This is a genomic window from Achromobacter sp. Root170 (assembly GCF_001428165.1).
Classification (GTDB): domain Bacteria; phylum Pseudomonadota; class Gammaproteobacteria; order Burkholderiales; family Burkholderiaceae_B; genus Achromobacter; species Achromobacter mucicolens.
In genome coordinates this window covers 80,863-92,887 of the sequence record NZ_LMHN01000005.1, presented here as the reverse complement: position 1 = coordinate 92,887, position 12,025 = coordinate 80,863, and the positions used below count along the sequence as shown (strand labels likewise).

The 12,025-nt window shown below is 66.0% G+C and carries 10 protein-coding genes; 8 read left to right on the top strand and 2 right to left on the bottom strand.

Translation table 11 applies throughout. The annotated features are described in order from the left end of the window. Positions 1-2 precede the first annotated feature (2 nt). The 7 genes from ASD87_RS08705 to ASD87_RS08675 all read left to right on the top strand — a co-directional run bounded on the left by ASD87_RS08705 (position 3) and on the right by ASD87_RS08675 (position 8,594). A complete protein-coding gene (locus tag ASD87_RS08705; protein ID WP_056320018.1) occupies positions 3-1,160 on the top strand; it encodes a polysaccharide biosynthesis/export family protein in 1,158 nt (385 codons plus the stop codon). 17 nt (positions 1,161-1,177) lie between these two features. After that, a complete protein-coding gene (locus tag ASD87_RS08700) occupies positions 1,178-2,515 on the top strand; it encodes an ABC transporter permease (RefSeq protein WP_056319977.1) in 1,338 nt (445 codons plus the stop codon). Positions 2,516-2,524: 9 nt separating this feature from the next. Next, complete coding sequence (locus ASD87_RS08695; RefSeq protein ID WP_056319973.1) at positions 2,525-3,241, top strand: hypothetical protein; 717 nt, start codon at positions 2,525-2,527, stop codon at positions 3,239-3,241. Between the two features lie 121 nt (positions 3,242-3,362). After that, positions 3,363-4,394 carry a sugar ABC transporter gene (locus tag ASD87_RS08690; RefSeq protein WP_158216737.1) on the top strand — a complete coding sequence of 344 codons (1,032 nt, stop codon included), beginning with the start codon at positions 3,363-3,365 and terminating at the stop codon, positions 4,392-4,394. Continuing rightward, entirely contained in the window at positions 4,387-6,300 is a 1,914-nt protein-coding gene (locus ASD87_RS08685; RefSeq protein WP_056319972.1) for a tetratricopeptide repeat protein, read from the top strand. The genes ASD87_RS08690 and ASD87_RS08685 overlap by 8 nt, the downstream gene beginning before the upstream one ends. A gap of 20 nt (positions 6,301-6,320) precedes the next feature. Next, positions 6,321-7,550, top strand: coding sequence for a polysaccharide lyase family 1 protein (locus ASD87_RS08680; RefSeq protein WP_056319971.1), 1,230 nt, complete (start codon positions 6,321-6,323; stop codon positions 7,548-7,550). Positions 7,551-7,625: 75 nt separating this feature from the next. Next, positions 7,626-8,594 carry a glycosyltransferase family 9 protein gene (locus ASD87_RS08675; RefSeq protein WP_056319970.1) on the top strand — a complete coding sequence of 323 codons (969 nt, stop codon included), beginning with the start codon at positions 7,626-7,628 and terminating at the stop codon, positions 8,592-8,594. A 101-nt stretch (positions 8,595-8,695) separates the two neighbouring features. Here ASD87_RS08675 and ASD87_RS08670 read toward each other — a convergent pair whose 3' ends face one another. Both ASD87_RS08670 and ASD87_RS08665 read right to left on the bottom strand, forming a co-directional pair. Then, entirely contained in the window at positions 8,696-10,786 is a 2,091-nt protein-coding gene (locus ASD87_RS08670) for a PhoX family phosphatase (protein ID WP_056319969.1), read from the bottom strand. Between the two features lie 177 nt (positions 10,787-10,963). Next, on the bottom strand, positions 10,964-11,347 hold the full coding sequence (locus ASD87_RS08665) for a hypothetical protein (protein ID WP_056319968.1): 384 nt from the start codon (positions 11,345-11,347) through the stop codon (positions 10,964-10,966). 123 nt (positions 11,348-11,470) lie between these two features. On the opposite strand from ASD87_RS08665, the gene ASD87_RS08660 reads away from it, so the two are divergent. Continuing rightward, on the top strand, positions 11,471-11,923 hold the full coding sequence (locus ASD87_RS08660) for a hypothetical protein (protein ID WP_367646685.1): 453 nt from the start codon (positions 11,471-11,473) through the stop codon (positions 11,921-11,923). Positions 11,924-12,025: the final 102 nt, after the last annotated feature.

Genomic DNA, 12,025 nt, shown 5'->3' with positions numbered 1-12,025 from the left:
TTATGCAAATGAACGTCCCGGCCCTGGGATCGCGGCGACACGCGACCCTTGCCCTGCTGCTTCTGGCAGCGCTGACACTCTCGGGTTGCCAGCTCCCACGGTCCGGCCCGATGCTCAGCGAAATGACCGGCGCTCACGATGACAAGGACGTCATCGTGATGCCCGTGTCGCGTGAACTGGCGCAAAAGAGCAGGGTGCCCGACGTGGCCGATTTCCCTGTTCGCTACCGCGATCTGACGCAAGCCGGATTCGACAAGCTGGTGCCGGGCGACGGCATCAACGTGCGCGTCTGGGAGCGCGGCGGGCTGGGCGTGTTTGCCACGGACCCCTCCGGCGTCAGCGACCTGGGCAACCAGGAGATCGATCGTTCGGGCCATGTCTCGTTCCCGATCATCGGCAAGTTCCGCGCCGAGGGCATGACGCTTGGCCAATTGCATGACGCCATCGTGGCGCGCCTGAGCAAGCTCGTGGTCGGCGCGGACGTCAGCGTCACACGCGCGGCCGATGCACGCGGCCAGATGGTGACGGTGCAGGGCAACCTGACCAAGCCCGGCATGTACCCCATCACGCAGACCGCCCAGCGCCTGAGCAGCGCGCTGGCGCAGGCCGCGCCGGTGCAGACCAATCCCGAGCAGCTCATCATCAGCCTGCGCCGCGACAATCAGGTTGCCTCGGTGCGGCTGGCGGACATCTACCGCAATCAGAACAACGACATTCTTCTGCGCTCGGGCGATGTCATCACCGCCTACGATGCCAAGGAATTCCTGACCGTGCTGGGCGCGGCCGGCCAGCAGGGCCGGGTCGAGATCAGCAAGCGCAACTACAGCGTGCTGGACGCGCTGGCCGATTCGCGCGGCCTGGACGACAAGCTGGCCGACCCGCGCTCGGTGTTCCTGTTCACGCCCGCGAGGGCGGGGGCCGAAGGCAAGCCGGACTTGCTGCCCGTCGTGTACCAATTCGACCTTACGCGGCCGGAGCAGGTGGCGCTGGCGCGCGAGTTCACGGTGCATGAAGGACAGGCGATCTATATCTCGGACGCGCCGTTCACGCAGGTGCAGAAGGTGTTGTCGGCCTTCCGCGTCACGATGAGCGCCGGCTTCAGCGCCACGCGAGCCATCGACAGCGATTCGGGCGGCGGTTCGACCGGCGTAGCCCAATAGCGCGTCCATGAGCGTCCATGAGTAACGAGGATCGGATCAAGGGCTGGCGCTCGCGCCGCAAGGAAAGCAACTACACGGTAGGGTCTGGCGTCGCCAACTGGCGGCTGGACCCGGCCGCGCTGTTCGAGGCCAAGGCCCCGCCGGCCGTGCTGTTCAAGCCGCTATTGGCCCGCCTGCAGGGCGAGCCGCACGACTCCGTGGCGGCGCGGCGGGCGGTGTACGAGGCCGTGCAGGCGGAGCTGGATGCCGAGATCGCACGCAGCGCGGTCGACGAGTCCCTGGCCGATTTTTCGCGGCGGCGCCTGCGCATCATCGTGCGCCTCCTGGAGCAGGACATCCGCGCGGGCGAGGACGTCTTCGCGCTGGGCTACATGCCGGCCAAGCTGATCGCCGAGGACGAGCGGCTGGCCGCCGCGCATGCGCGGCGCGTGGAGCGGCGCAAGCAGGACGAAGCACGCGAAGCGCGGCGCCATGCGTCGCGCAACGACATCGCGCTGGAGATCGAGGTCCCGCAAAGCGAGGCGGGCGACCTGGCCATCCTGCGCGACCGGCTGCGCACCCTGCATGAAGGGCATTCGGACGATACGGCCGGCCACCGGCCGATCGGCCGCACGCTGATGGCGATGTTCATCTATCAGCTGCGCGTGATGCACGGCGAGAGCCGCATTGCGCTGGTGTGGGCGCTGGTGGGCCCGGTGGTGCTGCTGACCCTGATTTCGTCGCTGTACATCCTGATGGGCACGCACTACATCCTGGGCATGGACGTGCAGACGTTCTCGCTGCTGGGCGCGACGACCTGGATCATGTTCCGCCAGATCGCGTTTCGGAGCAGTACGGCCTATGTCTCGGCGCGTGGCCTGTTGAACTTCCAGGGCGTCACCCCGCTGATGTGCGCGCTGGTGCAGGCCATGATCTATGTATCGGTGTATCTCGTGGTGTTCGGGGTGCTGATCACCGCGGGCCATGCGATCGGGCTCATCACGCTGCCCAAGAGCTGGGCCGGCTTCATCCTGTTTGTCGTGCTGATGGGCGTGGCGGGCGCGGCGATGGGCGTGCTGTTCGGATCGATCGCGACGTTCTGGCATTTCTTCCTGCGGCTCGCGCCGATCATCGAGCGCTTTCTCCAGATCTTCGCGGCCGTGTTTTTCGTGTCGGAGCAGTTTCCGGAGCAATTGCGGCCGTGGTTGCTGTGGTCGCCACTGGCGCACGGCATGCAGTTGCTGCGCTCGGCGTACTTCCAGGCGTACGAGTCGCACGACGCCAGCCTGGGTTATTTCCTGACCTCGCTGGTGTTCATGATGGTGATCGCCCTGGTGGCCGAGCGACTTGCCCGTCCCAATGTCCAGCCGATGTGAGGGTGACCAATGATCCATCTCAATGGCGTAACCGACGAACCCTATGCCTTCGGCAGCAGGCTGCCGCTGCTGGCCAACGCCACGCTCGACATTCCGGCCGGGCGGTATGCCTTGCTGTCGCCCGCGCCGGAAATGCACCGCCAGCTGGTGGACGTGCTGTGCTGCCTGCGGCCGCCGCGGCAGGGTTTCGTCAAGCACGACGGCAACGTGTCCTGGGCGATTGGCCGCCAGGGCTTCATCCGCGGCAAGGCCAGCGGCCTTGCCATGATCGATTTCGTCAGCGAGATGTACGAGATCGATCCCGACGCGACGTACGAACTGGTCGCGGACCTGATCAGCGATCCCAAGATGCTGGCCAAGCCCATGGAGCATTGGCCGCTCTACGTGCGGCAGGAGTTCTCGTTCGCGCTGGCGCTGGCGCCCGCGTTCGATGTCTACGTGATCGAAGGAAGCATTCCCTTCGAGCCTTGCCGTTTCACCCGGCTCTGGCTGGCTCTGTTCGAAGAGCGGCTGGTGGGCCGGACACTCATTTTTTCCAGTTATCGCCAGAATCAGTTGGCGGATTATTGCTTCAAAGGCTTGATCTATGAACGAAGCGCGCTCAGCATCGACGACGACCTCGACCAGTGCCTCCGCAGGTATCCCCCGCGACGATCTCGGAGCGACTCCGGCACAGGCGACGACGTCCTCGGAGGCGGCTTCGACGAAGGCCAGCTCGGCTTCTGAGGGCGGATCCGAGATCGAACGCCGCCGCCGCGAGCGGCAGTCGGCGCTGCGCGAGCGCCAGCGCCATCGCTGGGTCAACGCGCTGATCGTCCTGGTGCCGGTGGTGCTGGCGCTGATCTACCTGTCCTTCGTCGCCACGCCGCGCTACGAGGCCGAGTCGCGCTTTTTCGTGCAGTCGGCGTCCAACCAGCAGGGCGGCGGGGGCGCGGCGGCCAGCCTGCTGACCACGGGCAACTCCGGCGGCATGCTGGGCGGCTTCGTGGACGGATGGGCCGTCGCGGACTTCCTGAAATCGCGCGACAGCATGCAGCAGCTTGACCGCAAGGTCGGCCTGCGGCGTTACCTGATGAACGACGGACTGGATCCGCTGAACCGCCTTGCCGAGGACTCCAGCGAGGACGATCTGTACCGCGCCTATCAGGCCTCGGTGCACGTCTCGTTCAACGCGCTGGAGCAGATCGATGTGCTGCGCGTCAGCGCGTTCTCGTCGGAAGACGCGGCGACGCTGTCCAAGGCGCTGATCGGCCTGGCCGAGGAATTCGTCAGCTCGATGAACGAGAAGGGCGTGGCCGACAAGCTGAAGGTAAGCGAGGAGTCGGTCAAGCTGGCCGAGGAAAAGGCGCTGGCGGCGCGCGATGCGCTGACGACCTGGCGCACCAAGCACGGCAACATCGATCCCAGCGCAACGGTGTCGATGCTGCTCAACCTGTCCAGCCAGCTGGAAGGCGAGCTGAGCACCGCGCAGATCAACCTGGACAAGATCCGGGCGCTGGATAACAAGGACCATTTCATGCTCAAGCCTGCGCAGATGCAGGTGGCGGCGCTGAAAAAGCGGCTTGCTTCCGTGCGCCAGCGCCTGAGCGGCGACGGCAACACGGAAGCCAAACAACTGAAGGAATACGAGGCGCTGCGCAATGCCCAGGTGTTTGCGGATTCCAACCTGACGCTGGCGCAGCAGTCGTACCAGCAGGCGATGACGGACGCGCTGCGCCTGCAGCGGTATCTGTCCATCATCGCGCAGCCGGTTCCGACCGATCGCCCCAGCAGCCCGCGCACCGGCATTCTGCTGTTGCAGGCCCTGGCGCTGGGATTTGTGCTCATGTTCATCGCCCGCGTCGCGATGGCTTTGTTGAGGGGGCTGCGTCATGGTTGATACGGTCGTTGGAAACTGCCCGCCGCAAGTCGGCGCCGAACCGAAAGACGCCACGGCGCGCCTGCGTGACGTCATCGGACAGATCCGGGCCTCTGCAGACCCGGCGCGCGATATGACCGCGCTGGAGCCGTCGCTGCGGCCGGCGAAGGATGGCTGGCGCGAGGTCCGGCGCCTTCTGGTGTCGCCGTACGTGAAGGAGGGCAAGCTGGCCCCCGCCGTCGCGGCGCTGGAGACGCTGATTGCCGTGTATCCCGACCGGGCCGACGACAGGCGCCTGCTCGCCAGTCTGCTCGCCCGTCTGGAGCAGTGGGACAAGGCCATTGCGCAGGCGGACGCCGCCGCCGGTATCGAACCCGGCAATGCGTCGCTGCATGCCGCGCGCATCCAGCTGCGCGTGCAGGCGGGGCGCGTGCCCGAGGCGGCGGAAGTCGCCCGCACGACCCTTGCGCTTGCCCAGAGTGCGCCGGAAGATGCGTATTCGTGGCTGATGGCCTTCGTGCGCAACGGCGACGTGGCCGAGGCAGCGGGCATCGCGGCAGCGCTGGACCCGGACAACCTGCCCAATGAGCGCGTGGCCACGATGGCGGTGCGCGCTTTGCTGGCGGACCGCCGCAACGCCGCGGCCATTCGTCTTGGCGACGCCGCCTTGCGCGCGGGCCACGACTGCGCGGCGCTGCGATCGTCGCTGGGGCTGGCGCATCTGCGGCGCGGCACCGAGGAAGATCGCAAGACGCATGCGCTGGCGCACTTTGAAGCAGGCCTGAAGGCCGCGCCCGAGGACGTGCGGCTGCTGACGCTGCATGGCGAAACGCTGCTGCGCGCCGGACGCTACAAGGATTCCGTGGCGCCGCTTGCGCGCGCCATCGAACTGGCGCCCGATCTTGAACAGACGCGGGGCCTGTATGCCCGCGCGCTGCGCTACACCTTGCAGTACGACGCGGCGGCTGAACAGATGATGTTCCTGCTGAACAAGTCGCCTGACAACCTGCTGTGGCAGCGGTCCGCCATTGGCGCGCTGTCGCAGGCCGGGCGCAAGGACGAGGCCGAGGCGCTGTTCGAGCAATACGTGGCCAAGCGCGGCGCGCGGCTGCCGGAGACCTTCCAGGAAGCCTTGGCGCGCATGGAAGCGCAGCTCGACACCGCACCCATTCCGCAGGCGCGACTGGACTGGGCCTGGTCGATGCGCGGCGACACCAGCATCGACCGCGCCACGTGGGAACGCCGCGCGCGCTGGGGACACATGATCGACCATCTGCTGTTCGATTGGCTCGAATGCCGCGAGGAACGCGTCGAAGAGGCGATGGCCATGCTGGGTGAGCTGGACACCGGCGAGCGCTTCTTTGCGCCGCTGCTTGCCGCCGGCCGCGGTGTCGTGGTCGCCACTGCCCACGTCGGGCCGATGTATGCGGGCTTGATGGCCCTGGAACTGGTCGGCATCCCGTCGCGCTGGCTGGCGTCGGCGCCCAGCATCGCCCGCAGCAGCTACGCCGAGGCGCTGATCTCGACGGCCGACCAGACCGAAGCGCAGGTCGCCAAGGCCTGCATGCGCGCGATCAACTCGGGATTCGTGCTGTGCCTGGCGATCGACGGCGCGGCCAATCCCGCCGCGCCGCGCACGACGTTCGAAGGCCAGGACGTCACCTATTCCGGCTTTGCGGCGCATCTGGCGCACCGGATGGGCGTGCCGTCCGTGTTCTACGCGCCGCGCTGGGAGAACGGTCAGGTGGCCTATACGCTGGAAATGCTGCCGGCCGCCAATCCGGGCGAGGAGGCCGACGCCTACGCGCAGCGCTGGCAGAAGGCGTACTTCGAGCGGCTGCGCGAGCACCTTGCCGGCCCGCCGGAAAACTTGCGGCTGAGCGGCGGCATCTGGCGTCACGTGACGGCCGCGGATCCGTCCGCGTGATCCACAGGGAGCGACTTGTGATGCGACTTCAAAAGACGATGATGATCGGGCTGCTGGCGCTGGCCGGCCTGCATGGCGGCGCCGCGGCAGCGGCCGGGCAGTGCAGGGCGCCGGACGAGCAATGCCCGTTCGTTTCGGCGTTGCTGGCGCAGCGCGAGGGGTATGGGGCCAAGGCGACGGGCGGCCTGGGCGGCAAGTTCATTGAAGTGACCTCGGACCAGGACGCCGGCCCCGGCACGCTGCGGGCAGCGCTGGCGCAGGCCCGCAAGGGGCCGACGTGGATACGCTTTGCCTCGGACATGACCATTGTCCTGAAGTCGCAGTTGCGGGTTCCGTCCAACACGACCATCGACGGCCGCGGCAAGCGGGTGGCCCTGATCGACGATGGCCTGGGCGTGTATGGCGCGAAGAACGTCATCCTGACGCACCTGACCATAGACGGGCGGCTCACCCGCATCACGCAGGCCGTGAACGTGGCCAACGACAGCCGCGACGTGTGGGTCGACCACATGGATCTGTCGCGGATGTCGGATCGCCTGTTGAACGTGAAGAACGGCTCGACGGACGTGACGATCTCGTGGACCAAGTTTCACAATTCGAACAAGGTGATGCTGCTGAACAACATCACGTCCAAGAACCTGTTCCAGAACTACGAGCGCGATTCGATTGCACGTGTAACGCTGCATCACAACTATTTCTTCAACACCGTGCAGCGCAATCCGCGCGCGCAATTCGGCACCTTCCACCTGTTCAACAATCTGCTTGAGAACTGGGACTTCTATGGCATGAGTTTCAGCCTGGAGGCCAAGGCGCTGGTGGAAGGCAACATCTTCAACAATGATGGCCAGCGCAAATGCGTGGAACCCGAGTTCTTTCCCACCGTGGAAGGCATCAATGTCAATTATTGTCGCTATATCCCGATTGCGCCGGCGCGCAGCGCATTGGAAAATGGCGACTCCGATCGCGGGGCCTATGAAAGGCGCAAGGAGGATCACGGGTACACTCGCGATTTCAAGGCGTTTCTGCGTCTGAAAGACAACCTGTACCTGGGCGATGCGAAGCCTGTGCTGCAGGATTACCGCCCCGAGTCGGCGCCCACGCCGCCGTATTGTTACGGCTACGAGAAGGCGACGCCCGAGCTGGCCGAGAAGATCCGCAAGTTTGCGGGCAATACATCGGGCGATACGCCCCTGCCGGCCTCACGCACGGGTGCGGGTTGCCAGGCTGAAAGTCATCGGCCGGGGTCTTGATTTCAGAGTTTTCCGATTGCGCGCGGTTCTGCAAGAAAGCAGGATGTCGCGCGAGATTTCACCAAGTGAGTGGCCATGGCCGATGTCGTCGTATTCGTTCGTAGCAAGTCGCGCTACGGCGACCAGATAGTGGCGTATCCCGCGCTGTATCAAGTCAAGAAATTGTGGCCGGACAAGCAGGTGCGCGTTGTGTCCCGATTTGCCGTCGAGGACTTCTATACGCAGCTGCCGTGGGTGGACCAGTTTGTCCGCGCGGACGCGTTCGGCGATCAGGTCCGGGCGCTTCCGCGGCGCGCCAGCGCATCGTTGACCCTGCATCATTCCAGCGAGCGCTTTGCCCTGATCAACCTGCTGCGCCGTCCCCCGATGCGCCTGGGTTTCAGCAACCGCCGCCTTGGCGACTGTGTCTGGACGCATTCGCACGTCAAGGACATCCGCGAATACATCGGGCTGGCAAACCTGCGGCTGCTGTCCACGGTGCAGCACCACGACCCCGAAGTCATCGCGCGCCAGTGCTTCCTTGAAATCGCACGGCCCTGTGCGGACAAGGTGCAACCGGCCGACATCGTCTTCATCCCGGGCGGTGGCGCAGGCAAGTTCAAGCGGTGGCCGGTGGAGCATTACGTTGCACTGGCCGATCTGCTGCAGGCGCGGCTGGGCGGCGGGGCGACGTTCACGTTTGTGCTGGGGCCGGCTGAAGCGGCCGAGCGCGAACGCCTGCAAGCCCTGCAGCGGGCGGACTTCCGGCTTGAGAGCTGCCGGCCCGTGGCCGAGCTGGTCGCGCTGATGCAGCACGCGCGCCTCATCGTCTCCAACGATTGCGGCCCCTCCCATATCGCGCAGGGCCTCTGTGTGCCCTATGTGGGCGTGTTCAACGAATCCAACCCCGAATGGTTCTGGGCCCGCGAGTACACCCGCGACGTCGTGCCCGAAGCGGGATTTTCGAATATCGATTCGATTGAGCCGGGGCGGGTGCTTCAGGCTTGCCTGACGGTGTTGGACAAATCGCCGCAGCGACCCGGGCTTGATCGGTGCGCCGCTTAGCCGGTCACTAGCCGGCGCCTTGCGCGCAAGCGATAAAAAAAGGCCACCTGCGAAGGTGGCCTTAGTGCTTGGGCGACCGGAGCGTCCCGGTCGCGCCGTCATCACACCCCGATCGGACCGCCGTCGGCACGGCGGATCACCACCGTGGACGAACGCGGGCGGACGACGCCCGTGGTGGCGACGGTGGCGTCATCGGTGTCGTAGGCCGGCCAGTTCACCGGATGCTGGATGTTCAGGAAGACGCTGGTGTAGTCCGGCGTGAAGGCAAAGCCGGTCACTTCGGCTTCGTTCGGTCCGATGAAGAAGCGGCGCAGGTCGGCCTGGTTGGTCGCATTGATCGCCGGGCCCGTGCCGGTGCTGTTGGCCAGGGCGCCGGGGATCACGGCCAGCATCTGGTCGTTGGTCGCGCGGGCCACGTCGTTGTTGCGGCCGCCGTCGATGCCGTTGTCGGTCTGGATCCACAGGATGCCGCGCGAATCGAACCCCAGGCCGTCCGGGCTTGCAAGCTGGTTCAGCGCGGTCAGGCCGGAACGGTTGGTGTCGGCATCGGCGCCGGCGTTCGAACCGAACACGAAGATGTCCCACTTGAACTTGGTCGAGCCCGGCTCGTCGTGCCAGCGCACGATGTGGCCGTTGACGTTGTTCAGGCGCGGGTTGGCCGGGTTGGTGCCGCGGCTGGCGTTGCGGCTGGTGTTGTTCGTCAGCGTCAGGTAGATGTCGCCGTTGGTCGGGTGCGTGGCCGTCCATTCCGGGCGGTCCATCGGCGTGGCGCCGACGAAGTCCGCTGCGCCGCGCGTGTTGATGATGATGTTTTCCAGGCTGCCGAATTCGTCGGCCAGCGTGCGGCCGCCCGCGCCCACGGTCGTGCCGACGAGCGGGATCCATTGGCCCGTGCCGTCGGCGTCAAAGCGCGCGACGTACAGCGTGCCCTTGTCCAGGTACTTCGCGCCCACGGCGAGGCGGTCGGTGCGCTCGGCATCCTTCGGATCCCACACAGCTTCCGACACGAAGCGGTAGATGTACTCGAAACGGGAATCGTCGCCGCTGTAGAAGGCGAGCGGCTTGCCGGCTTCGGGCATGGCGTAGGCGCAGCCTTCGTGCGCGAAGCGGCCCATCGCGGTGCGCTTGGTGGCGATGCTGTTTTCGTTGAACGGATCGATCTCGACCAGGTAGCCGAAGCCGTTGACTTCGTTGCGCCAATCCTGCGTGAAGTCGGCGCCGGTCTCGGTGACGTTAAAGCGCGCGAACTCGCCCTGGACTTCCAGCGGATCATTGGCGCCCGTTTCCCATTGGTAGCGGCCGGCGGTATCCGGCACGCCGACGCGAAGCTGGTGCGCGGGTCGCGTGCCGGTGTTCACGAAGCAGGCGGCCCAGTTTTCTTCAGCGGTGATGTACGTGCCCCACGGAGTGAAGCCGTTGCCGCAGTTGTTGTTGGTGCCACGCACCATCGTGCCGGTGGGCGAGTACGGGGTCTTGACCCAGTCCGTGCCGCCGACCGGGCCGGCCAGCTTCATCGGCGTGGCCGACGTGAAGCGGCGGTTGTAGCGCGAATTGTGAACGATGTTCCAGCGGCCGTTTTCCAGGCGCACGTGCAGGATCGCCACGCCGTGCGCGTTGATCTCCTTGCGGATTTCCTCGATGGGACGCACGCCTGCGACGTTCGTCGGGCCGTTCGGGTGCAGCGCGCCCTGGTCGATGTATTCGTGGTTGATCGCCAGCAGGCCTTCGGTGGAGCTGCCGTTGATCGGGAAGAAGTGCATGCCGTCGTGGTGCATGCCGGTGGAGTTGAGCAGGTCCGTCGAGCTATTGTTGCCGTTGCGGTCCCAAGGATTGGCGTTGTCGTTGAACGGCGTGCCCCACGGCGCGAACACGTGGGCGGTGTAGCCGGCCGGCACGACACAGGCGTCGGTCATGGAGGTGGGCAGGGACTCGAAGCCGAGCTTGATCGGGGCGGCAGGCTGCTCGCCGCCGGGCACTTCGGGCGCGGGATTCTGGCCGCCGTTGCCGGCGTCGTCGTCATCGTCGTCGCTGCCATTACAGCCGGCCAGGCCCAGGCTGGTCATCGTCGCGAACGCGGCGGCGATGCCGCCGCGCATCACCATGCGGCGGGACATGTTCTTTTCGAGGATCTCGCTGAACGGGGTGCTCTGGCTGGGGTTGCGGACAGTCTTGTCGGAGATGGACTTGCTCATTGGAACTCCTGGCTTTGGGTCTGATGCCCGATGGGGACGAGCAATACTAGAAGTCCGAAATGAAAGGTTAATGACAGTGCCCTGAAATTGCGGCGCGCGGCAAGCGCGTGGCCAAAAACAAATGGCTGACCCCGCATGCGCGGGCGTCAGCCACGGGACCCGATAAGGCAGGCGCGTCTATCTGTTCTCGTCGTCCATCGTCAGCGCGCCGTCCTTCATGATGCCTTGCGCGATCTCTTCGGCCGACTTGCCGGCAAAGCCGTGTTCGCCGGCGGTGATGCGCAGGCTGTCGCCTTCCAGCGGACTCATCAGCGTGGCCGAGGACAGGAGAATGCCGTTCGCGCGGAACTGCACGCGCTGGCCCACGCGCTCGCGCGTGAAGTTCGCCAGCGTCTTGCTGCTGTCCGGCTTGAGCTTGATGTCGACAATGCGGGCGTTGGTGTGCGGATCGGCGCCGGGCGTGGCCTGCTCGACCTGCAGGGTGACGGATTCGGCGTGGGCGGCAAGGGGGGCGGCGGCGGCCAGCGCGGTGGCCAGCATGGGATGTCGCAGGGACGGCATGGAAACGCTCCTTCTGATGGACGACGGCTCCATCCTATACGGATCGCCTCGGGCGGGGATGACCGTCTGATATATTCCTGACGAAATTTTGCCGGCTTGGGCCGAGCCCGAGGACAGTGAGAAATGACCATGATTGCACGCGCGGCCTGCCTGTTGTCCATCGCACTTCTGGCGGGCACGGCCCACGCCGGTTCCGCGCCCGCTTCGCTGTCGTGCGTATCCGAGAGCGGCAAGGTGGCGCTCAAGGGCGATATTCCTTCGCCCTCGTCCGATGCGCTGGCGCTGACCTTGACGTACGCCGCGGCCACGCTGTCGTTCACGTCCGACGACGCGCCGGGGTATGTGGTCGCCAATTTCTCGCAGTCGGTCTTCACGCTGGTCGCGCCGGCCGACGGGCAGGCGCTGACGCTGTACGCGCTGCCGTCCACCGTCGCCGTGAAAAAGACGGCGGACGGCGACATGGCGGGCACTTTCCAGGCCAAATTGCTGGGCCCGCGTCCCGGGGGCAAGGCGGCCAGCGGTTATCCCGCGCCGCTGCAGGCCACGTTGAACTGCGATTACCGCTATTCGCTGTAGGCCCCGCCCGCTGCGTTCACTGCCCAGGCATCGATTTGCGCCGCTGCGCCGCATTTGACGGGCGGGATGCGGCACGCCCACAATCGGCCGGATGACAACCGG

What these genes read in the sequence shown, in the direction of transcription:
- ASD87_RS08680 (WP_056319971.1), top strand. Translation starts at nt 6,321, where the DNA reads ATGCGACTTCAAAAGACGATGATGATCGGGCTGCTGGCGCTGGCCGGC.
- ASD87_RS08700 (WP_056319977.1), top strand. Translation starts at nt 1,178, where the DNA reads ATGAGTAACGAGGATCGGATCAAGGGCTGGCGCTCGCGCCGCAAGGAA.
- ASD87_RS08675 (WP_056319970.1), top strand. Translation starts at nt 7,626, where the DNA reads ATGGCCGATGTCGTCGTATTCGTTCGTAGCAAGTCGCGCTACGGCGAC.
- ASD87_RS08685 (WP_056319972.1), top strand. Translation starts at nt 4,387, where the DNA reads ATGGTTGATACGGTCGTTGGAAACTGCCCGCCGCAAGTCGGCGCCGAA.
- ASD87_RS08670 (WP_056319969.1), bottom strand. Translation starts at nt 10,786, where the DNA reads ATGAGCAAGTCCATCTCCGACAAGACTGTCCGCAACCCCAGCCAGAGC.
- ASD87_RS08665 (WP_056319968.1), bottom strand. Translation starts at nt 11,347, where the DNA reads ATGCCGTCCCTGCGACATCCCATGCTGGCCACCGCGCTGGCCGCCGCC.
- ASD87_RS08705 (WP_056320018.1), top strand. Translation starts at nt 3, where the DNA reads ATGCAAATGAACGTCCCGGCCCTGGGATCGCGGCGACACGCGACCCTT.
- ASD87_RS08660 (WP_367646685.1), top strand. Translation starts at nt 11,471, where the DNA reads ATGACCATGATTGCACGCGCGGCCTGCCTGTTGTCCATCGCACTTCTG.
- ASD87_RS08695 (WP_056319973.1), top strand. Translation starts at nt 2,525, where the DNA reads ATGATCCATCTCAATGGCGTAACCGACGAACCCTATGCCTTCGGCAGC.